Source organism: Rummeliibacillus sp. JY-2-4R (assembly GCF_053847205.1).
In genome coordinates this window covers 837262-863884 of sequence record NZ_CM132623.1, presented here as the reverse complement: position 1 = coordinate 863884, position 26623 = coordinate 837262, and the positions used below count along the sequence as shown (strand labels likewise).

Sequence of the window (26623 nt, the reverse complement as noted above, 5' to 3'; positions counted from 1 at the left end):
ATTGTCCTACTAGTTGTTATTTCAGCTAGTAAGACAATCTCTTTTTTAGTTATTTTCAATTTTTTAATTGAATGTAGTCACGAAGTATTTCTTTATGAATTGATGGATTGGCAACTATAAACGTGTCTTGTTTTAATAAGTTAATAGGTTCACTCATTAAATTACTTGAAATAGCTCCGACTTCATTTGCTATAATAACCCCACCCGCTATATCCCAAGGTGATAATCTCATGGAAATATATGCATCCATTCTTCCGCTAGCTACTGAGGCAATTTCTAATGTAGCTGATCCATATGATCTTGTCCCACGCACTTTATGAACTAGTTCAATCATTGGTTCATGGTTGATTCTTTTATTGGGCGTAACCCATATGGCATTAAGACCAATGATTGCCTTATTTAACGTAATTTCTTTTAATGGTTTTAGGGGCACTCCATTCACAAATGCACCTTTTCCTACCTCAGCGTAGTATAAATGATCCCTCATAACATCATATATAAACCCTAATTTACCAGTACCGTTTATATAAATTCCAATTGAAATTGCAAAGTTACGATGTTGTCTTACAAAATTCATCGTTCCATCAATTGGATCAATTATCCAGACAACCCCTTCAAGTGAATCGATTTGCTTTCCCATTCCCTCTTCGCCTAATATCTTATGTGATGGATAGGAAGCATTAATCTTATCCCTTAGAAACAATTCCGTTTCACGGTCAATATTTGTTACCAAATCATTTGCATCAGCTTTTGTTTCAATCGTCCATTTTTCTGAGAATGATTTACGTATACGTTCCCCAGCTTCCAATATAATTGTTTTTGCAAACTCATGAACTTCATCAATGTGCATGTTTCCCCCACCTTTCCTCGAATACCTAAAATATTTTTATTTTTTTGTATATTATACCAAAAAAGACACCTGCTTCTCATAATGATAAGCAAGTGTCACCATAAAATATTTTTAGTATACCTAGGCGAATGCATGGAATGTCTCCAGCTCCATATGAATTTCAGCTAACCTCGCCTTACTTTGATCAATTTGAATTGTATCATTTGTTTGCATTGCATCAAATAAAGTTGCTAACTCATAATCCACTTCTAACTGGAGCCCCTTTACATATTGCTTTTCAAAATCCACTTTGCGAATAATATGAACTACCTGTTTCATATTGATCATCTCCTTTAATTTGAGGTATGAATGATTAGAAATTAAAATTTCTAATCGTTTTATACATTATATTCACTTAAGAAAGAATGGTAAGTCCTTCTACAAGATTTTTTCCCATTTTTCAAATAAAATAAACATAAAGTTAACAAAGGAGAGGAAAAAAGTGAAAGTAAGATGGACAGACACAGACTTTGAAGTGTTTACAATACCGGGACTTGAGCAACGCATGTCTGCATTGATTGAGAAGGTACGACCTAAATTTGAAGAAATGGGAACAACGTACTCTACATACTTCTCATCAAAACTTGGAGAAGAATTTTACCCCCATGTAGCAAAACATGCAAGAAGAAAAGTGAATCCTCCTATAGACAGCTGGGTGGCATTTGCAACAAATAAAAGAGGTTATAAGGCATTACCCCATTTTGAAATTGGACTTTTTAAATCACATATTTTTATCCTTTTATGCGCAATTTATGAAGCACCTTCAAAAAAAGAAATAGCTATTAATTTATTGAATAATCTGAAATCTTTAGAGAAGCTGCCAAGCAACTTTTATATAACAGGTGATCATTTTGATCCAAAGGGCATTGTACTTAGAGATGCAATTAATGATGGTTCATTAGAAAAAATGTTAATTCGCTTGCGAGATATCAAAAAAGGTGAATTTATGATAGGACTGCAATTACCAAAAGAAAAGGCGGTACAACTTTCCCCTGAAGAATTTACAAAGGTAGTTGAAAAAACTTTTGATAAACTGATACCAATTTATAAAATTATGGTAAAAAGGGATAATTAATATAAAAGCAATCGGTTGTTCCTTTTATGAAAAGTCTGCCGATTGCCTTTTATTATCTTTTACGATTGCTAGTACCTTTTATGATTGTTCCATCTTGACTTGTTTTTGTCTGTTTAACAATATCATAACTAACATAACCACTTTCTTCTTCAAATTCACGAAAAATGGTTTTTTCTTCTGCCATTGAAGGTACAATTTCTTTAAAACGACGATACTTTGTTAAAATTTCTTCACGTTTTACGCCTTTTTCATAAGCCTTTTCAATTGTTTGGAAAAATGCAATAACGTCGACGATTTCATCTGTAGACCAATCGATTGAAAATGGATAAGAATATTCCATCTGGATCCCCTACCTTTACAATGGTATTTAGTAAAAGAACTATAAATATTATTGTAAACTGCTTCTTGAAAAGACTGCAACTGTTCTTTACTGTTTCTAGTATATTCCCTGGGAAATGACTTTATTCTATAAAAATATTATTACCAATATCGGTAACAATATTGAACCCACAATTGCTGTTAAGGTCATTGAAACTGATCCCATAGACAATGCGCTTTCTCCATACTCAGTAAGCTTTCCAACGCCTATTCCATGTGCGCTGCTTCCAAGCGCTACCCCTCTTGCAATTGGTGTCTCAATTTTGAACTTTTTGTAGAGATATGGACCAATTATGGCACCTATCATACCCGTCAAAATGACAAATACCGCTGCCAATGTCGGATTGCCGCCAATTGCTTTACTAATTTCCATTGCAACAGGTGAAGTGATGGATTTTGGAATTAGAGTTTTAATATATGATTTGTCTAATCGAAATAACTCTGCAAACAACAATACACTGCCTATTCCTGTAATTAGAGCAACTGCAATTCCAGTCTGTATCGCTTTATAATTCTTCATGATTAACCTTCTATTTCTATACAACGGTAATGCCATACTTACAACAGCGGGACCAAGTAGTTGATCAATCCATTGTCCACCAATCATATACGTATTGTATGGAATATGGAAAAGTAATAATACACCGACAATTATAATTGAACTTGTAAATACTGGAAAAAGAATCGGATGATTATAGTGTATATAAACTTTTTTCATTAGAATAAAAACCAATATAGTAGTGATACCAAAAAGTATTCCAAGCATACTATACCTCCCCTTTTTGTGGGATTGTTTCAAAACGCGTCTCCGAAACTTCTTCTTTCTGACTCTCATTTTGATTTTCATTCTGATTGTCTATATAATATTTTTCTACTAATTGAGTTGTTTTTCCTGCTGAAATAATGGATAAAATTGTACTTATTAAAATGATTCCAATTATAAGTAGTCCTTTCCATGAAAATAATTCTGGATAGCCAATGATTCCAACCGTTACTGGAATAAAGAATAGCGTCATATATGCAAGTAGTAATTCTGCTCCACTCGCAATCCACTTTTCAGGAATGACTTTTGTGAATAGTAATATTAATAAAATGAATAGCCCAACAATGCTACCTGGGAATTTAATATGTAAGCTTGCCATAATCCATTGTCCTAATTCAGATAGTAAAAATAAAGCACAAACTTGCGCTATTAATCTTAACAACTTTAGCCCTAGTTGTTGCATAAAAGAACCTCCATTTCATTTGAATTATATAAAATTTTTATAAATTACCATTATTATACATATTAGGTAATTAAAAAATACCAGCCTTTATATAGTATTCTATAAAAGCTGGCAAAGTACCTATTAAATTATTCAATTAAAATTCAATTTTAATAATGAAGTCTAACTAGCGTTGTTTTAATATCAATTTTCAGTAAGGTTAGTCCACTTTATTTTCATGTGCACGGTCTTTTTTCAAGATTTTTGAAATTAGTTCATACACCAAAGGTACAATGATTAATGTAAGTGCTGTAGAACTGATTAAACCACCAATTACTGTAACACCAACACCTTTAGAAATAAGACCTCCGCCTTCTGCTCCCATTGCTAGTGGGATTAATGCACCAATCGTTGCAATAGCTGTCATCAGGATTGGACGTAAACGTGTTGCTCCTGCTTCAAGTATTGCTTCTCTCATTGACATCCCTGCATGCTCCATATGAATTATACGGTCAACTAATACGATTGCATTCGTAACGACAATACCAATTAACATCAATAATCCAATCATTGAAGATACACTGATTGTTTCACCTGAAATCCATAATGCGACTAGTGCACCGATTACAGTAAACGGTAATGAGAATAGGATTGCAAACGGTGCTAATCCTTCTCCAAAAGTCACAACTAATGTGAAGTACACAATCGCTATAGCGGCAGCAATTGCTAGACCTAATTTTGTGAAGGCATCTTGCATATCAGCAGCTACACCACCAGTATTCACCTCAACACTGTTAGGTAAATCTAACTTGTCTACTTCTTTTTGAACAGCCGAAGATGCTTTTGTAATATCTTTTGATGTTACAGTAGCAGTTACACTAGCATAGATTTTTCCTTTGCTTCGGTTTACTTGTGATGCAGTAATACCTTCTTTAACTTTGACTACGTCTGAAACTTTTACTTTTTGTCCCGTAGGCGTATCAATTTTCTCTGCTAAAACATCTTTGAATTCTTCCTTCGAAGCAGCTTCTTTATGCACGGTAACATCTAGTTCCTTGCCGTTTTTTGTAACAGTTGTTAATACTTCTGTTTGTGCATTTGGATTGATTGCCATCGCAATTTGTCCTGTTGTTAGACCAAGTACTTTTGCTTTATCTTGATCAATAACTAAGGTCTTTTCTGTATAGTTTTCTGCTAAGGAAGATTTAACATTTTTTAAATTCTTTTGGTCTTTCATAATTGTTTCAAGTTCTTTAATAACTGGCTTAATATCTTCTACAGTGTTTCCATATACAGAATATGAAATTTCATTATTTGAGCCTGTCGATGTAAAGTCTTGGCTTTTCCATGTACCTTTTTGTTTGGTATTTGTAACTTCTTTAATCAGTTTTTCTTTTAGACTACCAAAGTTTTGAGTATCAGGATTATAGATAACATAAACTAACGCACTATTTGTTGAACCTGGCATCATTGGATTATTACCACCGACTGATGACTGAACAGTATCAACATCTTTTTTATCCATAATCATTTTTTCGACTACTTCAACTTCATCGATTACCTTGTCTCTTGTTTCACCAGGTGCTGGAGTATACGTTAAGTACACCATTTTTTGTTGGTCATCTGGTAGGAAACTAAATCCAACTAAGGGAGCTAAGAACAAGCTTGCTACTAATACAACGATAGAACCGATTGAAGTGATTAGTTTATGGTCTAATACCCATGAAAGAATGCGTTTATATCCGTTAGATAATTTACCATGTTCCTCTTTTTTAGAACGTTTTTTACCATAAAGTTCTTTTTTGAATAGTGAATGTGCCATTACGGGAACAATCGTGATTGCTACTGCTAAGGAAGCTAGTAAGGCAAACGCCATTGTTAGTCCAAATGGTAAGAATAATTCGCCAACCATACCTCCAACTAAGCCTAGTGGTAGGAATACAGCAATTGTTACAACTGTTGAAGATAAAATTGGTTTGAACATTTCAATTGTTGCTTCCCTAATTAATGCACGACCTTGTAATTTCTCACCTTCAAGATATATACGTCTAAAAATATTCTCGATTACAACAATTGAGTCATCGATTACACGTCCGATAGCCACAGTCATAGCACCGAGTGTCATCATATTTAATGAAATATCCATTTGTTTTAATATCAACACCGCAATTAATAATGACATCGGAATAGATACAATGGAAATAATTGTTGAACGAATATTACGCAAGAACAGCATAATAATGATGATCGCGAAGATTGCACCAAATAATGCTTTATCTAACATCGTTTGAACTGAATCCTGGATTGGTTGTCCCTGGTCTAGGGTAATATTAATATCCAAGCCTTTGTTTTCTTTTTCAAATTGTTTAGCCTGATCCTTAACAGCATTAACAACATCTACTGTATTGGAATCTTGAGATTTTACAACTTGCACTGAAATCGCAGGTTGACCATTAGTACGTGAAACAGATTCGATTTCACCAACTTCTTTAATAGAAGCTAATTCTCCTAATTTCACAAACGGTTTTGCCTGTACAGTTTGTTGCGCTGCAATCTTTTGAGCTTGAGCACTTTGAGCTTGCAAATTGCTACTGTTTGACATCGCTACGGGAATTTCTAGGTTTTTCAAATCTTTAATCGTTGTCATTTTACCATTGACAACAACAGATTGTTCCTCATTCTTAAATTGGAACATACCAAGCGGTACTTTTGTATCCATTGCTTTTACATATTGCTTAATAGAATCTTCTGTTAAACCATATTTAGTTAATTTCTTTTGATCATATCTTAGTTCAACTTTTTCTACTTGTTGCCCTGAAACTGTTACAGAAGAAACACCATCAATTCCTTCAAGTTTAGGTACGAAATAGTTTTCAGTTGTCTTCGTTAAATCAGCTATAGATTGGTTTTTATCAGCAACACTAAGCGCTACAACTGGAAATGCATTAATATTGACACGATCCACTGTTGGTTTTTGCGCAGTTTCTGGAAGTGTCACTTTTTCAAGTGCTTCCTTAATATTGCTTACTGCTTCTTTCATGTCAGTACCATACTTAAACTCTATTTGTAGACTAGAAGCATTCTGATATGAATTGGAGTAGACAGCAGATACACCTTTTAAATGATTCACTGCCTTTTCATATGGAATCGAAATATCATTAGCTACCTGCTCTGGAGTAGCTCCTGGATATACAGTCGTGATTGTTGCAACTGGAACTGTAATATCAGGAAGTGTTTCTAACTTCATCTTCAACCCTGAATACACACCGGCAACTGCAATTATTATTGTTAACAGCCACACAGCCAGTTTGTTTTTTAAGACAAACTTAATAAGCGAATTCATGCATACACCATCCTTTTTGACTTTCTGGTCACAATTCAATATAATAATGACTACTAGGTCAAAAGTCAAACTATAGCATATATAGAATGATAGAAAGAGTGGAATAATGGAAAAAAGAGATATAATTATAAAGAAGTCTATTGAAATTTTATCTAAACGTACGATTGCCTCAACATCTATTCAAGATATCACCAATGCATGTGGTATATCGAAAGGGGCCTTTTATCTTTCTTTTAAATCAAAAGAGGAACTTCTTATTGCTATTTTTGAGTACATCATCAATGATTCTACACATGAATATCAAGAGATATTAAATTTACAAGCAGAGCCTAGAGAAAAGCTAATACAATTTTTTGTCTTGTCATTTGAGTTACTTGAAAAATATTCGCCATTTATCACAAGCCATATTCGCGAGCTATTTACTATTTTTGATCAAGATGCATTAGAAAAAATACACAAAAATTTTCAAGCTTCTGACCAAATGACTTTATTGTTGCTTAGAGAAGTCTATTCAACTCAAATTACAGAGAGCCAATATGATTTACTAATATGTATCAAAGGAATGATCAAAGGTTATGGTGAATTTATTGTAATTCAAAAACAAACAATAGACTATTACGAATTAAGTAAACTTTTGGTAAACCGAATTGATGTGCTAGTACACGCAAAGTTAAAAACATTAATAACAAAAGAGATGTTTGAAAATGTCCACCATAACATCAGTCATATAGATAAAGATGATATTATTGCTGGAATAAAAAAGTGCAAAGAAGAATATTCAGATAATCCTTTTCTTCTAGATACTTTCGAACTCCTAATGGAAGAACTAAAAAAAGATCATCCTCGAATTGCATTGCTACAAGGAATGACCTCTAATTTATCTAAAAATAAAGATTTACGATGGCTTTATGTTTTACTAAAGCAATATTGTGATGAGTTATAAAAAAGCAGCACAACTAACAAAAGTTGTGCTGCTCTTTTTTTAATAATTGTATCCCCAAATCATTGCAAGTAATGTTCCAAATACAGTAATTAATGCAAGAACTACGGCATAGATGATTGTAGTATACAGACTATTTTTATCTTTCGTTTCACCAATATGCATGAACAATACTAACTGAACAAGCGCTTGAGCTGCAGCTGTTACAAGTAATATTGTTAAAGCAATACCATATGACATTCCTTTGAACATAACAACGGTTAATGCTAAGAGTGTTAAAACAAGAGAACCGATAAATCCAAGTAAATGCTCTTTAGGAAATAGTTCTTTCATATTACAACACTCCTTTCAAGTAAACAAAGCTGAAGATAAAGATCCAAACTACATCAAGGAAGTGCCAATATAGTGAGAAGATGAATGCTTTGTTAGCTGTTTTTGTATTTAAACCGTGTTTTTTCACTTGAATTAAAATACTTGAGCCCCATAGGAAACCAAATGTTACGTGGGCACCATGCGTACCAAGTAATGTCATTAATGCAGACATAAAACCACTTGTTGTAATATTAGCACCATCATGGATATATGTTAGAAATTCATTGATTTCTACGCCAAGGAACACTAAACCTAATAACAATGTAATTGCATAGAACACCATCATTGCAGTTTTACGTCCAAGACGCATTGCATGAACACCCAAACCGATTAAGAAACTACTTGTTAAGAGTACAAATGTTTCAATTAAAACTGGTGGTAATTCGAAAATTTCATGACCTGTTGGACCTGAACCTGGGCGATTTTCTAAAGCAAAATACACACTAAATAATGTCGCAAAGAGCATGATTTCGGCTCCAAGGAATACCCAGAAACCAAAAATCTTCATTTGGTTTTCTTCGGTTCTATACTCTAGAGGGAGTGATTTATTTTCTTTTGACATTATTGTTCACCTCTCAATCGACGTTCAGTTTCCTCGATTTCAGCCACTTCAATATAATGACCTTCATCTTTTTCAAATGAACGAACAGTCATAAATCCTAAGATTACTAAAGCAAATAGGATAACCATTGACCAAATACTAAATACGAAGAAGAAACCGAATAAGAAGAATACACCGGCCATCCACATTGGTGCACCACTATTGTTTGGCATATGAATTCTTTCATATTTACCAGCTGTAATGTCTCTTCCTTCTTTTTTAGCAAACCAGAATTCATCAAGTTGATTGATATTTGGAACGACAGCAAAATTATATTCTGGAACTGGACTATGTGTTGCCCATTCTAAAGAACGAGCATCCCATGGATCTCCTGTTTCATCACGTGGGCTATGACGGAAGCTATAGTAAACGTTATAGCAAATTAATACAAAGCCTACTGCCAATCCTAATGCTCCGATAAAGGATAGCATGTTCAAAGGTCCAAAACCAGTATCTGCTGAGTATGTGTACATACGTCTAGCATATCCATCTAAACCTAAGATGAATAATGGGAAGAATGCTACGTTGAAACCAATTACGATAAACCAGAATGCTGCTTTACCTATTTTTTCATTTAAACGGAAGCCAAAGATTTTTGGCCACCAGAAATCAAAACCTGCTAATACCCCGAATACTACCCCAGGGATGATTACATAGTGGAAGTGAGCTACTAAGAACATTGTATTATGATATTGATAGTCAGCACTTGCCATTGCAAGCATTACACCTGTTACCCCACCAATTGTGAATACAGGGATAAATGCCATTGCCCAAAGCATAGGGACACTGAATGTAATCTTACCGTGTCTCATTGTTAATAACCAGTTAAAGATTTTAACACCTGTAGGTACGGCTATTAACATTGTTGTAATAGAGAATACACCGTTAACCATTACACCATGACCCATTGTGTAGAAGTGGTGGGCCCAAACCATGAATGATAGTAACGAAATTGCTACCATACTTCCGACCATTGATTTATAGCCAAATAAGTTTTTACGTGAGAATGTTGAAATAACCTCACTGTAAATACCAAAAGCAGGAAGAATAAGAATATATACTTCAGGATGTCCCCAAACCCAGAATAAGTTTGCCCAAAGCATATCCATACCGCCATCTTGCATTGCAAAGAATTTAGTACCGAATTGACGATCTAAAGTCATTAATACAAGTGCTACAGTCAATGCAGGGAATGCAAAGACAATAATAACGTTTGTAATTAATGCTGACCAAGTGAACATTGGCATTTTTAGCAATTTCATACCTGGTGCGCGCATTTTCATAATTGTTGTAATGAAGTTAATACCTGTCATTAGTGTACCAAGACCAGCAATTTGTAATGACCAAGCATAATAGTTATTACCAACACCTGGATTAAATTCTGTATTAGCTAGTGGGAAGTAAGCAGTCCAACCAGCATTAGGTGATCCACCAATAACGAAAGAAATATTTAATAACCCACATCCAGCAGCAAATAGCCAGAAGCTTAATGCATTTAATCGTGGGAATGCTACGTCTCGTGCCCCAATTTGTAGTGGAACTACGACATTCATTAAACCGATGATAAATGGCATAGCCATGAATAGAATCATGATTAAACCATGTGTAGTGAAGATTTCATTATAATGGTTTGCATCTAACAAACCATTTTCAGGAATGGCAGTTTGTCCACGCATTAATAATGCATCGACGCCACCTCTAAATAGCATAATCAATGCTACGAATATATACATGACACCGATTTTTTTATGGTCAACTGTTGTGAGCCAATTTTTATAAAGCCAGCCCCACTTTTTGAAGAAGGTTAAACCAGCGACAACGGCAATAGCACCAACTAAAATACTAATACCAGCAGCTAAAATCATTGGCTCTTTCATCGGCGCAAATAATTCTTCCATACTCATATGTGTTACTCCTTTCTTGTCTCACTAGTGAGACATGTCCATTCCTTCCATATTACTCATATCATGAGAATCTTTATTTTCTGCTTTCTTTTCCCCATGTTTGCTCATATCCATTTCAGGAGCTGGTCTGAATGATAAGTGAGTAGAAGAAAAGCTTTCACGTCCAACGAAGGAAGTTTTTAATAATTTATTAAACTCTGTTTCTGTTAATTTTGGTTCATTTGCTTTTACATCTTTTACCCATTGATCAAAGTCTTTTTGTTTCATTGCTTGTGTTTCGAATTCCATTTGAGCGAACCCTTCACCACTAAAGTTTGAGTTACGGCCCATGTAAGATCCTTCTACATCAGCAGCAAGATGAAGTTTGTTGACCATGTCACTCATTGCATATTTTTGACCACCTAATTGTGGAATCCAAAAACTTGTGATTGGTCCGTATGAATATAATCTAAATTCAATAGGACGGTCAGTTGGAATATTAACATAGTTTACTGTTTCAATATTTTGTTCTGGATAACTAAAATGCCATTTCCAGTTAGAAGATGCAGCATAAATAACAAGCGGTTTTTTATTTTCATAACCTGTTTGTTGATGCTCAACTTTTGAAGTTGTAACGATTGTTACAACAGACAAAGCAGCAACGATTAAGAATGGGATGGCTGTCCATATAATTTCCAATACATGACTGCCCTCTTCATGTGGTGGTTCATAATCAGCTGCTTGTTTTGAAGCGCGATATTTTGTCAACATGTTGATAAGCAATATATAAACAACTAATAAGATAACTACCATAACAACTATGGAAAGGATAATTGTATTGGATAATGTTTTTGCATTTGGCCCTTTTGGATCGAAAATCATCAATGGTTGACATCCTGATAACATCAATGTCAAAAATGCCATAATTGCAGGCATAATTAGCACTTTTTTCTTCATAATGTACTCCCTTCTCAAAAAAACAATTAAAATATGTTTTATTGAAATATTGTCCTCCTAAAATTTGTTCTACCTATTGAACACTTAAATCGTTATCCGACTGAATTCTGCTATAGCTATAAATTATAAGCATATGACAATCACTCATTATATTAAAAACTACATGCCATACGAACGGACGTTATTAAACTATCCTCATAATCTATATAACGAAAAGTAGATACCTTATAACATTCGCATCCTTTTCTCTATAGAAACTTTCAATCATAACTCGATTCCTTTGCCATTATACTCCCACACATTTAATAAAAAAATAAAAAATCCACCAATATCACAATTAGTTCACTAGATTATGAACGTTTTGTGGCTTTAGTTTGAATAATTTGTGTACATAGATTTTTAAATACATCTAACGCCTCTTGAAAGCGCTTAAACCACCCTGTTTTTTACTTAAAAATTAATATTATTCCTTTATTTTCCATAAAGTATGCGTTTTCATACTTATAAATAAATTAAAACAACCCTAACATTTTTAGTTAGAGTTGTTTTAATTATTATTATTGAATATATTTTTTACTAAATAAGAAAAAATGCGTTTATTCGAGATTTATAATGCTGGAGCAGCTCCTCCGTCAATATTGACTGAAGTTCCACTTACATATGAAGCGGCATCCGATACCAAGAATGTAATAACATTCGCTGCTTCGTCTGTTTCACCAATACGACCAAGAGGTATATCTTCTCCCACTTTTTTAGAGTAATCTTCCCAAGATAATGTTGGCTCTTCTTGTTGCCATTTATGTTCAATTTGTGCACTTCGGATTAAACCAATGCAGACGGTATTAACACGAATATTCTTGGCACCTAGATCTTTGCTCATTGCATTCGTTAATGCCATTCCTGCAGCACGACTTACAGATGTAGGGAGTGAAGATGCTGGTGGCGTTTTGCCTGCTACAGCTGTCACGTTAACAATCGCCCCGCCACCTGCTTGTTCCATATAAGGTAATGCTGCAATGGATGTGTTGATTGCACCAAATACTTTTAAATCTAAATCGCTTTTCCAATAGCTCGTCTCAACATCCTGAAATGCATGAGCTGCTGAAGTACCTGCATTATTAACTAAAATATTGATTTTTCCAAACTTCTCAACTGCTTTTGCAATGACATTTTGGCAATCTTTTTCATTTGTTACGTCTGCTACAACAGCAAGCACTTCTTTGCCCGTTTCTTCTTTAATCACTTTTGCTGCTTGATCAAGTGATGACCCTGTTCTCGCACAAATTACAACCTCTGCACCCTCTTTTGCCAGTTTTTTTGCTGTTGCAAGGCCAATCCCCTTACTTGCTCCAGTAATCACTGCCACTTTACCATTTAAGCCTAATTCCAATTTCATGCACCCCTTTAATTTTCTTCAAAATTTTTTCAATTAAAAGCAGGACTAAATTTGCCCTGTGTTAAAATGTAGGTTAAATAAGTATTTTTGGTAATCAAAAGAACTTAATAACCTTTTAATAGATGGAAGTGATTGTTTTACTATTTTGTAGAATATAATTTCTTATTCGGTATACCCTTTTTATTCACCATTTTAGCTAATATTTTTTATAATTTCATTTTACTTTACCATATCTGGTGTTATTAGAGCATAAATTGGCTCACATGCTTTAAAGTATTGCAAAAAAAGTCTGATTTTTTACTAAATTTCATATAAAATGATTCCACTTTAAAACTATACCCAATAACAGAGATTTTACACTATGAAAAATTCATTATAAGATTTTTAAAAATAGGTTAGTATGACAATATTATAGGATGTATTGACTAATTTTATTGGTTCGATATATTTAGAAAAAGGGGATTTATAAGACGCTTATTTCAATACCTATAGGGGGAATTAGACATGTCTAGGGAAATTGAAGTTCTAATTATAGAAGATGATACACGTATTGCTAAAATACATCAGCGGTTCATTGAAAAACTTTCTGGTTTTAAGGTAATAGGATGCGCATCAACAGGTGAAGAAGCATCTGACTGGCTATCAGTTTTTTCGCCGAATCTCGTATTACTTGATGTATATCTACCTGATACATTGGGAACGAATATATTAGAATTAATCCATGAACAAAAACCAGAAACGGATATTATATTTATAACTGCTGCTTCTGAAAGTCAAATCGTAAAAAAAGCATATAAAAAAGGCGTCATCGACTACATATTAAAACCTGTTACATTTGAAAGGTTTAAAGAAAGTTTAGAATCATATAAGGCTAAATTTCAACTGCTAATGACTGATGGTAATTTAAATGAAGATACAATACAAACCATATGGAATCGGTCCACTACTTCTGATTCAACATCAAAAGATACATCTCTTCCTAAAGGAATTGACTCTATTACTAAAAATAAAGTATTAGAATATTTGGTTACCGCAGAAAATGGTGTAACTGCCGAAATACTAGGAAAAGAAATTGGCGTAAGCAGATCAACAGCCCGCAGGTATTTAGAATATATTATTTCAATTGATCTTGGTTACACTGAGCTAATCTACGGGACGGTTGGTCGCCCAGAACGTCGCTATTTTTCTAAACGCTCATGAAATTTATGAGCACAATTACGTTTATGCTACTTATATACCTTATTATCAAAATAACTAATTAAAAGAATTATCTGATAAATTGATGATACGCGTTATGAAAACGCTATCATCTTTTTTATTTTATAGGGGGTATATTCATGTGGAAGAAATTATTAACCATTTCACTAGCTAGTGTTTTAGCAATTGGCATTACAGGATGTTCTTCTAGTAGTAAATCGTCAAATTCCGGTTCAAAATCTGAATATCCGAAAAGTAATATTTCAATTGTAGCACCATCTGGAGCAGGTGGTGGATGGGATTTAACTGCACGTTCTGTCGCGAAAATAATGAATGAAACAAAATTAATTGAAAAACCAATTCAGGTTGAAAACAAGCCTGGGGGCGGTGGCGCTGTATTTATGGCGCAATTCGCTACAAAAGAAGCTAAAAACGATTATATGTTAATGGTTAAATCGCCACCTATTTTAATCAACCATGACAAAGCGGAAGGAAATAGTCCTTATGGCTACAAAGATACTCGTCCACTAGCACAACTAACTCGTGACTACGGTGCAATTGTAGTTAAAAAGGATTCTCCTTATAAAACATTAAAAGACCTTTTAGATGCAATTAAAAAAGATCCAAAGGCTATCACGCTTGCAGGTGGTTCTGCACCAGGTTCAATGGACCACTTAGTAGGTATTTTACCTGCATACAAGGCTGGTATTGAGCCATCTTCTGTAAAATATGTATCTTATGATGGTGGTGGCGAAGCAATTGCAGCATTGCTTGGTGGCAACGCAGACGTTATAGCAACAGATGCTTCCTCAATTGTTTCTTATGTAAAGTCTGGAGATGTTCGTGTACTAGCTGTAAGTTCTTCTGAACGACTAAAAGGAGAATTAGCTAATGTTCCGACTTATAAAGAAAGCGGAATTGACGCAGAATTTACCATTTGGCGCGGAATTTTCGGTCCTAAAGACATGTCTGATGAAGCATTTAACTACTGGTCAGAAAAACTAAAAGTGATGGCTTCTTCTGATGAATGGAAAGAAGAGCTGCAAAAGAATGGTTGGGAAAGTGAATATCGCGATGCTAAAGAGTTTACTTCTTATTTAGAAGAACAGGATAAAGTAATTGTCGAACTTTTAACTGCTTTAAAAATGCAAAAATAATAATTTTTTAAAGACGACTCTAATAGTCGTCTTTTCTTCACCATGGAGGTGTAAAGAAGTTGAATAAATTATTCGATCGCTATGCAGGAATTGTTCTTTTAGTCATCGGAATATTATTCTTTGTCGGTAGTCTTCATATTTCGAATAGTGCATATGGCTCTAAAATTGGCCCTAAAACTTTTCCAATGGGATTAGGTATTATCTTAATTTTACTCAGCATACGACTTATTTACGAAACGTTTACTAAAAAATATAAAGAAAACACGAATAATGAATCTTCAAAGCTGGAAATTAAAAAGTTTCTCATTATCTTTATTAGCGCATTTCTTTATGCTTTATTACTTGAGAAGATTGGCTATATTCTTTCAACATTTTTATTTTTACTTGTAACTTTCCAAACAATGGAACGGAGTAAACTAATATATTCTGTTTTAATCTCAGCTGCTTTCTCAGCTGGAGTTTATGTTTTCTACTCCAATTTACTTGGTGGTTCCCTACCAGGATTTCCGACATTTTAATAGAAAGGAGTTAATCAATGGATACTTTACAATTTTTAGCGGATGGTTTTACTATCGCACTCCAATGGCATAATATACTTTTTGCCTTTGTAGGAGTTGTTATTGGTACTGCAGTTGGCGTGCTTCCTGGCATCGGACCTATGAGTGGTGTTGCTCTTTTAATCCCAGTTACAGCAAGTATTACTTCTGGTATGCCAACTGGTGATGCTGCTGCGAGCTCAATTATACTACTAGCTGGGGTATATTATGGTGCAATGTATGGAGGTTCTACAACTTCCATCTTGTTAAATACACCTGGAGAATCATCTTCAGTTGTTACAACACTTGATGGTTATCAAATGGCTAAACAAGGCCGTGCAGGAGCAGCATTAGCGATTTCTGCTATTGGATCTTTTTGCGCTGGTATCATAGCTTTAATTGGCCTTATATTATTAGCAAAACCTTTATCATCTGTAGCATTAAAATTTGGTCCTGCAGAGTATTTTTCACTTATGTTGCTCGGTCTGGCTGCAGTCAGTGGTCTTGCTGGGAAATCCATTACTAAAGCATTAATTATGACTATACTGGGTTTAATGCTTGGTACTGTAGGTATCGACTCAGTTTCTGGTATTTCACGTTTTACTTTTGATTTACCAGTTCTTTATTCAGGTTTTGAATTTTTAACGATTGCTGTTGGGTTATTTGCTCTTGGCGAAGTTTTTAAAACGATACTTGTCAAAGATAAAGATGATGGACCAATTGCTAAAATTTCTCGTATTTTGCCTACAAAGCAAGATATGAAAGATAGTACAGGCCCTATTGCAAGGGGTTCCATCCTTGGATTTTTTATCGGTGTACTACCAGGTGCTGGTGCTACTCTTGCTTCCTTTTTCTCTTATATTGCTGAGAAAAAATTTAGTAAAAACCCAGAATCCTTTGGTAAAGGAAATATTGCAGGGGTAGCTGGTCCAGAATCTGCTAACAATGCAGCTTCTGGTGGTGCAATGATTCCTCTACTGACTCTTGGCATTCCAGGCTCAGGTACCACTGCTATTTTAATGGGTGCATTAATTATGTATAACATTCAACCAGGTCCATTATTGTTTAAAGAACATCCTCAGGTTGCTTGGGGTTTAATAGCCAGCATGTTCATCGGCAACCTTATGTTATTAATATTAAATATGCCACTAGTTAAGGTATTCGCAAAGGTAATTCAAACACCAGCTAAATATTTACTACCCATAATAATTGCGATTTCCTTTTTCGGTGTTTATGCAGTTCAATATACAACATTCGATTTATATTTATTATTGATTTGCGGAATTTTAGGCTATCTATTCGCTAAAAATGATTTTCCTGTGGCACCGCTTGTGTTAGCGCTTGTCTTAGGACCAATGATTGAAAATAATATGAGACGTGCTCTCACCATATCTAATGGTGATTTTAGTATTTTTGTCTCAAAGCCATTATCTTGTGTCTTTTTAGTCATTGCAATTGCGTGGATTCTAGTACCTTTACTTATGAAAATGCGTGGTAAGAATGTCATCGTAAATGAAGAGGAATAAGACCTTTCTGCTTACTAAAAGTTGAAATCAACTGCAAAAAAACCTCTTAAGATTTTCATCTTAAGAGGCTTTTTACGTATTTATTATTATTTTTTAGCGATAATGTGAATTGGGTTACCTAGAGCAACTTCTGCAGTTTCCATAGTAATTTCACCTAATGTTGGATGTGCATGAATTGTCAAAGCAACATCTTCAAGTGTCATACCAGTTTCAATTGCTAAGCCTAATTCAGCGATCATATCAGATGCACCAGCACCGATAATTTGAGCACCTAATAATAGGCCATCTTCTTTACGTGCAACTAGTTTTACAAACCCTTCTGTTTGGTTCAATGCTAATGCACGACCATTTGCAGCGAATGGGAATTTACCAGTAGATACTTCGAAACCTTCTTCTGTAGCTTGTGCTTCTGTTAAACCTACAGTAGCCATTTCAGGATCTGTGAAGCATACAGCAGGAATTGCAAGATAATCAACTACTGATTTTTCTCCTGCGATTGCTTCTGCAGCAACTTTACCTTCGTAAGAAGCTTTATGAGCAAGTTGAGGACCTGCTACGATATCTCCAATTGCATAGATGTTTGGAATATTTGTACGGCATTGTTTGTCTACTTTTAATAATCCACGTTCTGCAAATTCGATACCAACTTCTTCTAAGCCCATATCATTTGTGTTTGGACGACGACCTACAGTTACTAATACGTAATTAGCTTCAACAGTTTTTGCTTCGCCTTTTACTTCGTATTTAACTGTAACGCCTGTTTCAGTTTCTTCAACACCTTGTGCTAAAGCTTCTGTTTCAATTGTTACGCCTTTTTTCTTAAGACCTTTTTTAACAATTGCTGTCATTTGTTTTTCGAAACCAGCTAGGATGTCTTTGCCGCCTTCAAGGATTGTTACTTCAGAACCTAGGTTAGCATAAGCTGAACCTAATTCAGTACCTATGTAACCGCCACCAATAACAACAAGTTTTTCAGGTACTTCTTGTAAATTAAGTGCACCAGTTGAATTTAACACTCGATTTGTGAATTTAAATGTTGGAATTTCAACAGGACGAGAACCAGTTGCAATAATTGCATTTTTAAAGTTGTAAGTTTGAGCTGAATTTTCTGTGATCACTCGTAATGAGTTAGCATCATGGAAATAAGCTTCACCTTTCACAACTTCAATATTATTGCCTTTTAATAATCCTGAAACACCGCCAGTTAATTTCTTAACAACAGAATTTTTGAATTCTTGTGCTTTTGTGAAATCAAGGTTTACTTCTGGTACTACAACACCCATATCTTCTGAGTGTTTTGCTTGTTCAAAACGGTGACCTACAGAGATTAAAGCTTTAGATGGAATACAACCAACATTTAAGCATACACCGCCTACAAACTCACGTTCTACTACTGTTACTTTTTGTCCTAGTTGTGCTGCACGAATTGCTGCTACATATCCACCAGGACCGGCACCGATGACAATTGTATCTGTTTCGATTGGAAAATCTCCTACTACCATTTTTTTACGCCTCCATTAATAATAGTTCAGGCTCACTCAACAAACGTTTAATATGATTTAATGCATGTTGAGCAGTCGCGCCATCGATCATTCGATGATCAAAGCTCAATGATAATGCTAACACAGGTGCGGCTACAATTTCACCATTTTTTATTACAGGTTTTTCTGAAATTCTACCAATACCTAAAATCGCTACTTCAGGATGGTTTATTACTGGAGTAAACCATTGACCACCTGCTGAACCGATATTTGTAATTGAGCATGAAGCACCTTTCATTTCGTTTGGAGCTAATTTGCCTTCACGAGCTTTTGTTGCTAATTGGTTAATTTCATCAGATACTGCAAAAACAGATTTACGATCTGCATGCTTAATTACAGGTACGAGCAAACCTTTTTCTGTATCTGCTGCAATTCCAATGTTGTAATAGTGTTTTTTTATAATTTCCTGTGTTGCATCGTCTAATGAACGATTGAAATCAGGGAATTCACGTAAAGTGCTTACCAATGCTTTTACTACATAAGGTAGATATGTTAACTTAATACCTTTTTCTGCAGCAATTGATTTGAATTTTTTACGGTGTGCAACTAACTCAGTAACATCTACTTCATCCATTAAAGTAACATGTGGTGCAGTTTGTTTAGAGTGAACCATTGCTTTAGCAATTGCACGACGAATACCTGACATTTTTTCTCGAGTTTCTGGGAACTCTCCTTCTAGATTAACAGGTACTGTTTGAGCTTCTACTGCTGTTTCATCTACTACTTGCTTTGAAGTTTCTGCTTCTACTACAGTTTGTTTTGAATCGCCGTTTTTAAACGCCTCAACGTCTTCTTTTAAGATTCGGCCATTTTTACCTGTACCAACTACTTGGTTAATATCAATGCCATTGTCGCGTGCAAATTTACGTACTGAAGGCATTGCGATTACTCGAGTAGTTGAAGAAGGAGCTTCAGTTTCTTTAACTTCTACCGCAGATTCAGTTTGTCCTTGCTTTTCTGCAGGTTCTTTTTCAACTTTCTTTCCAGATTCAGCAGTTGCTTGAACTTGCGCTTCTGTTTCAGCTGAATCTTCCTCTTCCTGATGTCCATGAAGTTCAAGATCTTCATATCCAGGTGCATCAATTTCTAAAAGCACTGTACCGACAGTTGTTAAAGTACCTTCTTCAACAAGTACTTTTTCAATTGTACCTTCTACTGGAGAAGGAATTTCAACTACTGCTTTATCGTTTTGAACTTCTGCTAATAATGCATCTTCTTCAATCTTATCCCCTGGTTTAACAAACCATTTTACGATTTCTCCTTCATGGATTCCTTCACCAATATCAGGTAAGCGAAATTTATATGCCATGTAAGTCATCCCTTTCGTTTATAAATAGAGTTAGAATTCTAGAACTTTTTTAGCAGTTGCTATGATGTCTTTTGAATTTGGTAGCCAAATAGCTTCTGCTTGTGGGAATGGATATACTGTATCAGGTGCAGTTACTCGAAGCACAGGAGCTTCTAAACTTAAAATAGCACGTTCTGTAATTTCACTTACTACATTAGCTGCAATACCTGCTTGTTTTTGAGCTTCTTGAACAACGATTGCACGGCCTGTTTTTTCTACAGATGCAATAATTGTTTCAATATCTAATGGTTGAATAGTACGTAAATCTACCACTTCAACAGAATAATTTTCTTTTTCCAATGCTTCAGCTGCTTTTAATGATTCATGCACCATAGCACCATAAGCAAAGATTGATAAATCTTTACCTTCACGTTTCACATCTGCTTTACCTAGCGGAATTGTATATGATTCTTCCGGTACTTCTTCACGGAATGAACGATAAAGTTTTAAGTGTTCTAAAAAGACTACTGGGTCATTATCACGAATAGATGAAATTAAAAGACCTTTCGCATCATAAGGTGTAGATGGGACAACCACTTTTAACCCTGGTTGTGATGCTACCAAACCTTCTAAACTATCAGAGTGCATTTCTGGCGTATGTACACCCCCACCAAATGGTGAACGAATTGTTACAGGAGCACTAAGACTGCCACCTGAACGATAACGCATGCGTGCTAATTGACCACTAATTGAATCCATCACTTCGTAAACGAAGCCGAAGAACTGAATTTCTGGAACTGGGCGGAAACCTTGTAATGCAAGACCGATTGAAAGTCCGCCAATACCAGATTCAGCAAGCGGTGTATCAAATACACGATCCTCACCAAATTCTTTTTGAAGACCTTCAGTTGCACGGAATACCCCACCGTTCACACCAACGTCTTCACCGAATACTAGCACGTTTTCGTCATCTTTTAATTCACAACGAAGTGCGTCTGTAATTGCTTGAATCATTGTCATTTGTGCCATCGGTTACTTCGACTCCTTTGCTGCATAGATTTCATATTGTTCTTTTAAGTTATATGGTAATTCGCCATCATTCATATTACGGATTAGATCTGTTACTTTTTGTTTTGGTGTCTCGTCCGCTTTTTTGATAGCTGCTTTGATTTCTTCTTTTGCATTCGAAATTACTTCTGCTTCTTTTTCTTCACTCCATAAACCTTTTGCTTCTAAAAATTTACGGAAACGAACGATTGGGTCTTTCTTTTCCCATTTAGAATCAGTTTCTGAAGTACGGTAACGTGTTGGATCATCACCGGCCATTGTGTGTGGACCATAACGATAACATACTGTTTCGATTAATGATGGACCCTGACCTGCTACTGCACGTTTTCTTGCATCACGTGTTGCTACATATACTGCCAAAGGATCCATACCATCTACTTGAATACTTGGAATCCCTGCTGCAATACCCTTTTGAGCGATTGTTGAAGCAGCTGTTTGTAATTCACGTGGTGTTGAAATTGCATATTGGTTATTTTGTACAATGAAAATTGCTGGTGATTTGAAAGCTCCTGCAAAGTTAATTCCTTCATAGAAATCACCTTGTGAAGAACCACCGTCACCTGTATATGTTACGGCTACAGCCTTTTTGCCACGTTTTTGAATACCTAGTGCAACACCTGCAGTTTGAACGTATTGAGCACCGATAATGATTTGTGGTGAAAGTACATTCACATCTTCAGGTATTTGGCCGCCTACAAAATGTCCACGAGACCATAAGAATGCTTTCCAAAGAGGAAGGCCATGCCAAACGATTTGTGGTACATCGCGGTAACCAGGTAGTATATAGTCTTCTTTTTCAAGGGCATAATGTGAAGCAATTTGAGATGCTTCTTGCCCAGCAGTTGGAGCGTAGAATCCCAGACGTCCTTGACGGTTTAGTGAAATGGAACGTTGGTCTAAAATACGTGTAAATACCATACGACTCATCAGTTCCACTAATTCTTCGTCAGATAACTGTGGATCTACCCCTTTATTTACGATTTCCCCTTCTTCATTTAAAATTTGGAACATTTCAAACTTCTCTTCAATCTCGTGTAAATTAGCTACAGGATCAAATTGTTGAGCTTGCTTAGAAGCCATATTATCACATCTCCTTTATATCTGTATCATAATAATAAACCAAATTTAGTGATACAACAACTATTAATTTAAAGTATACTGAATTAAAATTCATCGGTCAACCTTAGTGTGCGTAATAATTGTATACTTTTTGGAATTTAGATTCTCAATTTCTGTATTACACCTTTCAACCTATCTGTATTATACAACAGTATTACTTTTCAACTCTTTACTAGCACAGGTTAGTACAGTTATGTCACTACAATTATTACCTTTTCCCGCATATCTATAACAATTTTTTTACTTTAAGGGAGTTTCTTTTGATTGAATGAAAAAGATAGTAAGTTATAATTAGTAAGGAACTTTTTTTGAAAGGAAGAGCAAAATGATTTTAATGCATGATGTAATTAGAGATGGTCATCCTACTTTGCGTGAAGTTGCAAAAGAAGTGACTTTCCCTTTATCAATAGAAGATAAAAAGCTCGGCGAGGACTTACTTCAATTTTTAATCAATAGTCAAGACCCTGAATTTTCCGATAAACATGGTTTACGTTCAGGAATCGGTATAGCAGCTCCACAAGTGAATGTATCAAAAAGAATATTTGCCCTACATTTGCCTGACAGTAAAGGAAAGCAACTTAGTTTGATTGTTATTAATCCTAAGATTGTAAGTCATTCCGTTGAGGGTACATATATATCTGTTGGTGAAGGTTGTTTATCTGTTGATCGTGATATACCCGGATATGTACCAAGACATGCACGCATTACAGTCAAATTTTTCACTCCAGAAGGTGAAGAAAAGAAAATGCGTCTAAAAGGACTTCCTGCTATCGCTTTCCAACATGAGCTTGATCATTTGAATGGTATTATGTTCTACGATCATATAAATAAGGACAACCCATTCGCTGAGATTCCAAATGCACAACCATTTGAAGATTAAGAAAAAAAGAGTTGACCCATTTTTATTTGGTCAACTCCTTTTTTATAGACATAATCCTAATTTTTTCATAGCTTTTGATAACCCATCACAATCAACATGGTCCGTTACAAAGGTGGCAACTTCTTTCGCTTTTTCATGAGCATTTCCCATTGCAACGCCTGTGCCTACTGCTTGTAGCATTTCAACATCATTCAGTCCATCACCAAAAGCAATTGTATCTTCCATATTGAAATCAGTATGTTTTATAAATTGCTCAATACCATATGCCTTTGACACATCATTATTAATGACGTCGACTGAAAATTCATGCCAACGTATCAATTTTAACTCAGGATACATTTTGGCATATCTCTTTTCATCTTCTTGATCGACATATAACAAAATTTGATACGTATCAGATTGCTTATAGTATTCTTCATCTACTTCTGGCATCGGATAGAATAACGAATCCATGCTTACACGTACTTTCACATCATCCTTTGCTGCAGAAGTCATTCTCACATCATCTAAATAGACAATTGGATTATTTTCCTTTGTTGCTTGAGCTACTAATCTTTCGATTGTTTCAATAGGAATCGGTCGTTTCGAAATAACCTGTCCCTTATAAACAACGTATTGCCCATTAAAACTTACAAATGAATTTAAACCAAGTTCATCTAATACTGGCTTTAAAAAGAATGGTGAACGCCCCGTTGCAATCACAACTTCGTGCCCCAGTTGCTTCGCTTGTTGAATTGCGTCATAGGTTGCTTGTGGAAGCTTTTTCTCTGAATTATAAAGCGTTCCGTCAATATCAAAAAACAACAATTTCTTTTCCATACTTTTTCTAACAACCTTTCATTAATATTTGTCACTGTTAAGTAATTTACCTTTACATTTTAAAAATCATATAGTATACTAAGCATAAGGAGTGATATGCCATGTTCAAACGTCTTAAAAAACAACTATTGAAAAGGCTTCGTGGCTTACTCGAGAAAAAATCCATAGCTTAAAATACTTTGCCCTTCATATTTTGAAGGGCTTTTCTTTATTTTAGTTTACCTACATGATAATATAAAGGAAATGAAAATATTTTGAACGTGTTAAAGGAGAGCAAAAAAATGATTTACAAAATTTATTACCAAGAAAATGTGCTTGAAGTACCAGTTCGCGAAAATACTAAAAGCTTATACCTTGAAGCAGACGAAGTTCGTGAAGTCCGTGAAAAACTTCAAGGCCGCGGTTACAACATCGAATATATTCAATTGCTTGAAGGAAATTATTTAGAATACGAACAAGCAAGTGAACATTATAAATTGGAGCAAATCTAATTAAATGAAGTTTGTCAAAAATGACCAAACTGCGGTTTTCGCACTCGGCGGACTGGGCGAAATCGGTAAAAATACGTATGCAGTTCAATTTCAAGATGAAATTATCTTAATTGATGCAGGTATTAAATTTCCGGAAGATGATCTTCTCGGAATCGACTATGTAATCCCTGATTACACTTATTTAGTAAGAAACGTCGATAAAATTAAAGGGCTATTTATCACACACGGTCACGAAGACCACATTGGGGGTATACCATATTTACTACGTCAAATTAATATACCTGTTTATGGTGGCAAATTAGCTCTAGGATTATTACGAAACAAATTGGACGAGCATGGCTTATTACGTCAAACAAAACTTATTGAAATTAAAGAAAATGACGTGATTAAATTCCGTAAAACTTCTGTGAGTTTCTTTAGAACAACTCATAGTATTCCAGATGCGTTTGGAATAGTTGTAAAAACACCACCTGGTAATATCGTACATACTGGTGACTTCAAATTTGATTTTACACCAGTTGGAGAGCCAGCTAACTTGACTAAAATGGCTGAAATCGGTCGGGATGGTGTGCTTTGCTTACTATCAGATAGTACAAACGCTGAACGTCCTGAATTTACAATGTCAGAACGTAAAGTCGGCGAAAGTATTGATGAGATACTACGCAATGTAGAATCTCGTATTATTTTCGCAACATTTGCATCTAATATTCACCGTCTTAAACAAGTTACAGATGCTGCTGCAAAACACGGTCGAAAAGTAGCCGTTTTTGGTAGAAGTATGGATAATGCGATTACTATTGGACGTGAGTTAGGATACATTACTGCTCCGAAAGAAACATTTGTAGATACTCAAACTTTAAACCGTTTACCTGCAAATGAAGTAATGATTCTTTGTACTGGAAGTCAAGGCGAACCAATGGCTGCTCTTTCACGTATTGCTAACGGTACACACAGACAAATACAAATTCAACCTGGCGATACGGTTGTATTTTCTTCTTCTCCAATCCCAGGAAATACAATTAGCGTTAACAAAACAATCAATTTGTTATATCGTGCAGGTGCAGAAGTTATACACGGTTCACTAAATAACATCCATACTTCAGGTCACGGTTCTCAACAAGAACAAAAACTGATGCTACGACTTATCAAGCCTAAATTCTTCATGCCAATTCATGGTGAGTATCGTATGCTTCGTATGCATGCAAGCTTAGCAGAAGATTGTGATGTAGATCCTGACAATATTTTCATTATGGAAAATGGTGAAGTACTAGCATTAAGTTCTGATGAAGCACATGTTGCAGGTCGTATCCAATCAGGTGCTGTCTATATTGATGGAAACGGTATTGGTGATATCGGAAATATCGTACTACGTGATCGTCGTATCCTATCTGAAGAAGGACTCGTTATAGTTGTAGTAAGTGTCGATATGGAGCAACAAAAAATCGTTGCTGGTCCTGACATTATCTCACGTGGATTTGTTTATATGAGAGAATCAGGCATGATGATTAACGAAGCTCAACAGATGTTAAACAAACACTTACAACAAACACTACAAGAAAAACCAACACAATGGTCTGAATTGAAAAACGAGATTACAGACGTATTAGGACCATACTTATTCGAAAAAACTAAACGCCGTCCAATGATTTTACCGATCATTATGGAAGTTTGATAGATAAATTTAAGTAAACGTTTGTTTAGCCCAAACGGTCATACATTCTTATCGCTTTGGCCCGCAATCGGCCAAGATATGAGACGCATCTATCTTACTTTTAATTATATTTCAAACAATAACCCCCAACATTCTATAATGTTGGGGGTTATTTGCATTATCTTTTATTATTCTGAATGAACTCCCACGTTTTTATCATGTAGTATAGGTACTTTGAGGAGTCCTAAAAAATCGCGTAGTTTTTTACCACTATACTCAGTACGGCATACGGAATAATCCTCTACGCTGTA

25 protein-coding genes are annotated in these 26623 nt (G+C 35.1%); 9 read left to right on the top strand and 16 right to left on the bottom strand.

Features of this window, described 5'->3' with window-relative positions; genetic code table 11:
• Window positions 1-55: 55 nt before the first annotated feature.
• Window positions 56-850 carry an inositol monophosphatase family protein gene (locus ACWV26_RS03965; RefSeq protein ID WP_455897079.1) on the bottom strand — a complete coding sequence of 265 codons (795 nt, stop codon included), beginning with the start codon at window positions 848-850 and terminating at the stop codon, window positions 56-58.
• Window positions 851-970: 120 nt separating this feature from the next.
• Window positions 971-1168 (bottom strand): hypothetical protein, encoded by a 198-nt coding sequence (locus ACWV26_RS03960; RefSeq protein ID WP_455897078.1) that lies wholly within the window; start codon window positions 1166-1168, stop codon window positions 971-973.
• 163 nt (window positions 1169-1331) lie between these two features.
• On the opposite strand from ACWV26_RS03960, the gene ACWV26_RS03955 reads away from it, so the two are divergent.
• Window positions 1332-1964 carry a YktB family protein gene (locus ACWV26_RS03955; protein ID WP_455897077.1) on the top strand — a complete coding sequence of 211 codons (633 nt, stop codon included), beginning with the start codon at window positions 1332-1334 and terminating at the stop codon, window positions 1962-1964.
• 52 nt (window positions 1965-2016) lie between these two features.
• On the opposite strand, the gene ACWV26_RS03950 is transcribed toward ACWV26_RS03955, so the two are convergent.
• From ACWV26_RS03950 to ACWV26_RS03935, 4 genes are all read right to left on the bottom strand, one after another.
• Window positions 2017-2304 carry a UPF0223 family protein gene (locus tag ACWV26_RS03950; RefSeq protein WP_455897076.1) on the bottom strand — a complete coding sequence of 96 codons (288 nt, stop codon included), beginning with the start codon at window positions 2302-2304 and terminating at the stop codon, window positions 2017-2019.
• 126 nt (window positions 2305-2430) lie between these two features.
• Window positions 2431-3108, bottom strand: a complete 678-nt coding sequence (locus ACWV26_RS03945; protein ID WP_455897075.1) for an LrgB family protein — start codon at window positions 3106-3108, stop codon at window positions 2431-2433.
• 1 nt (window position 3109) lies between these two features.
• Window positions 3110-3568: a CidA/LrgA family holin-like protein gene (locus ACWV26_RS03940; RefSeq protein ID WP_455897074.1), complete on the bottom strand. Its 459-nt coding sequence runs from the start codon at window positions 3566-3568 to the stop codon at window positions 3110-3112.
• Between the two features lie 199 nt (window positions 3569-3767).
• On the bottom strand, window positions 3768-6890 hold the full coding sequence (locus ACWV26_RS03935) for an efflux RND transporter permease subunit (protein WP_455897073.1): 3123 nt from the start codon (window positions 6888-6890) through the stop codon (window positions 3768-3770).
• Window positions 6891-6996: 106 nt separating this feature from the next.
• Here ACWV26_RS03935 and ACWV26_RS03930 point away from each other — a divergent pair, with 106 nt between their 5' ends.
• Window positions 6997-7833 (top strand): TetR/AcrR family transcriptional regulator, encoded by an 837-nt coding sequence (locus ACWV26_RS03930; RefSeq protein WP_455897072.1) that lies wholly within the window; start codon window positions 6997-6999, stop codon window positions 7831-7833.
• 39 nt (window positions 7834-7872) lie between these two features.
• Here ACWV26_RS03930 and qoxD read toward each other — a convergent pair whose 3' ends face one another.
• The 5 genes from qoxD to ACWV26_RS03905 form a co-directional block, all read right to left on the bottom strand.
• Window positions 7873-8163 carry a cytochrome aa3 quinol oxidase subunit IV gene (gene qoxD / locus ACWV26_RS03925; protein WP_455897071.1) on the bottom strand — a complete coding sequence of 97 codons (291 nt, stop codon included), beginning with the start codon at window positions 8161-8163 and terminating at the stop codon, window positions 7873-7875.
• Between the two features lies 1 nt (window position 8164).
• Window positions 8165-8764, bottom strand: a complete 600-nt coding sequence (gene qoxC, locus ACWV26_RS03920; protein WP_455897070.1) for a cytochrome aa3 quinol oxidase subunit III — start codon at window positions 8762-8764, stop codon at window positions 8165-8167.
• Complete coding sequence (gene qoxB / locus ACWV26_RS03915; RefSeq protein ID WP_455897069.1) at window positions 8764-10707, bottom strand: cytochrome aa3 quinol oxidase subunit I; 1944 nt, start codon at window positions 10705-10707, stop codon at window positions 8764-8766. Before qoxB ends, qoxC begins: the two co-directional genes overlap by 1 nt.
• Before the next feature lie 24 nt (window positions 10708-10731).
• Window positions 10732-11643 carry a cytochrome aa3 quinol oxidase subunit II gene (gene qoxA, locus ACWV26_RS03910; RefSeq protein ID WP_455897068.1) on the bottom strand — a complete coding sequence of 304 codons (912 nt, stop codon included), beginning with the start codon at window positions 11641-11643 and terminating at the stop codon, window positions 10732-10734.
• Window positions 11644-12250: 607 nt separating this feature from the next.
• Window positions 12251-13033 (bottom strand): SDR family NAD(P)-dependent oxidoreductase, encoded by a 783-nt coding sequence (locus tag ACWV26_RS03905; RefSeq protein ID WP_455897067.1) that lies wholly within the window; start codon window positions 13031-13033, stop codon window positions 12251-12253.
• A gap of 510 nt (window positions 13034-13543) precedes the next feature.
• On the opposite strand from ACWV26_RS03905, the gene ACWV26_RS03900 reads away from it, so the two are divergent.
• The 4 genes from ACWV26_RS03900 to ACWV26_RS03885 all read left to right on the top strand — a co-directional run bounded on the left by ACWV26_RS03900 (window position 13544) and on the right by ACWV26_RS03885 (window position 17455).
• On the top strand, window positions 13544-14239 hold the full coding sequence (locus ACWV26_RS03900) for a response regulator (RefSeq protein WP_455897066.1): 696 nt from the start codon (window positions 13544-13546) through the stop codon (window positions 14237-14239).
• A 137-nt stretch (window positions 14240-14376) separates the two neighbouring features.
• A complete protein-coding gene (locus ACWV26_RS03895) occupies window positions 14377-15393 on the top strand; it encodes a tripartite tricarboxylate transporter substrate binding protein (protein ID WP_455897065.1) in 1017 nt (338 codons plus the stop codon).
• A 59-nt stretch (window positions 15394-15452) separates the two neighbouring features.
• Window positions 15453-15911 (top strand): tripartite tricarboxylate transporter TctB family protein, encoded by a 459-nt coding sequence (locus ACWV26_RS03890; protein WP_455897064.1) that lies wholly within the window; start codon window positions 15453-15455, stop codon window positions 15909-15911.
• A gap of 17 nt (window positions 15912-15928) precedes the next feature.
• A complete protein-coding gene (locus tag ACWV26_RS03885; protein ID WP_455897063.1) occupies window positions 15929-17455 on the top strand; it encodes a tripartite tricarboxylate transporter permease in 1527 nt (508 codons plus the stop codon).
• A gap of 86 nt (window positions 17456-17541) precedes the next feature.
• Here ACWV26_RS03885 and lpdA read toward each other — a convergent pair whose 3' ends face one another.
• The 4 genes from lpdA to pdhA are packed head-to-tail and all read right to left on the bottom strand — an operon-like array spanning window position 17542 to window position 22432.
• Window positions 17542-18957 carry a dihydrolipoyl dehydrogenase gene (lpdA, locus tag ACWV26_RS03880; RefSeq protein ID WP_455897062.1) on the bottom strand — a complete coding sequence of 472 codons (1416 nt, stop codon included), beginning with the start codon at window positions 18955-18957 and terminating at the stop codon, window positions 17542-17544.
• 4 nt (window positions 18958-18961) lie between these two features.
• Window positions 18962-20305, bottom strand: a complete 1344-nt coding sequence (locus ACWV26_RS03875; protein ID WP_455897061.1) for a dihydrolipoamide acetyltransferase family protein — start codon at window positions 20303-20305, stop codon at window positions 18962-18964.
• Window positions 20306-20335: 30 nt separating this feature from the next.
• Window positions 20336-21313: an alpha-ketoacid dehydrogenase subunit beta gene (locus ACWV26_RS03870; protein ID WP_455897060.1), complete on the bottom strand. Its 978-nt coding sequence runs from the start codon at window positions 21311-21313 to the stop codon at window positions 20336-20338.
• Between the two features lie 3 nt (window positions 21314-21316).
• Entirely contained in the window at window positions 21317-22432 is a 1116-nt protein-coding gene (pdhA, locus tag ACWV26_RS03865; protein ID WP_455897059.1) for a pyruvate dehydrogenase (acetyl-transferring) E1 component subunit alpha, read from the bottom strand.
• 364 nt (window positions 22433-22796) lie between these two features.
• On the opposite strand from pdhA, the gene def reads away from it, so the two are divergent.
• A complete protein-coding gene (gene def, locus ACWV26_RS03860; protein WP_455897058.1) occupies window positions 22797-23351 on the top strand; it encodes a peptide deformylase in 555 nt (184 codons plus the stop codon).
• Window positions 23352-23393: 42 nt separating this feature from the next.
• On the opposite strand, the gene ACWV26_RS03855 is transcribed toward def, so the two are convergent.
• Window positions 23394-24170, bottom strand: a complete 777-nt coding sequence (locus ACWV26_RS03855; RefSeq protein WP_455897057.1) for a Cof-type HAD-IIB family hydrolase — start codon at window positions 24168-24170, stop codon at window positions 23394-23396.
• 281 nt (window positions 24171-24451) lie between these two features.
• On the opposite strand from ACWV26_RS03855, the gene ACWV26_RS03850 reads away from it, so the two are divergent.
• Both ACWV26_RS03850 and rnjA read left to right on the top strand, forming a co-directional pair.
• Complete coding sequence (locus tag ACWV26_RS03850; RefSeq protein WP_455897056.1) at window positions 24452-24661, top strand: DNA-dependent RNA polymerase subunit epsilon; 210 nt, start codon at window positions 24452-24454, stop codon at window positions 24659-24661.
• Between the two features lie 4 nt (window positions 24662-24665).
• Window positions 24666-26333, top strand: a complete 1668-nt coding sequence (rnjA, locus tag ACWV26_RS03845) for a ribonuclease J1 (protein WP_455897055.1) — start codon at window positions 24666-24668, stop codon at window positions 26331-26333.
• Window positions 26334-26623: the final 290 nt, after the last annotated feature.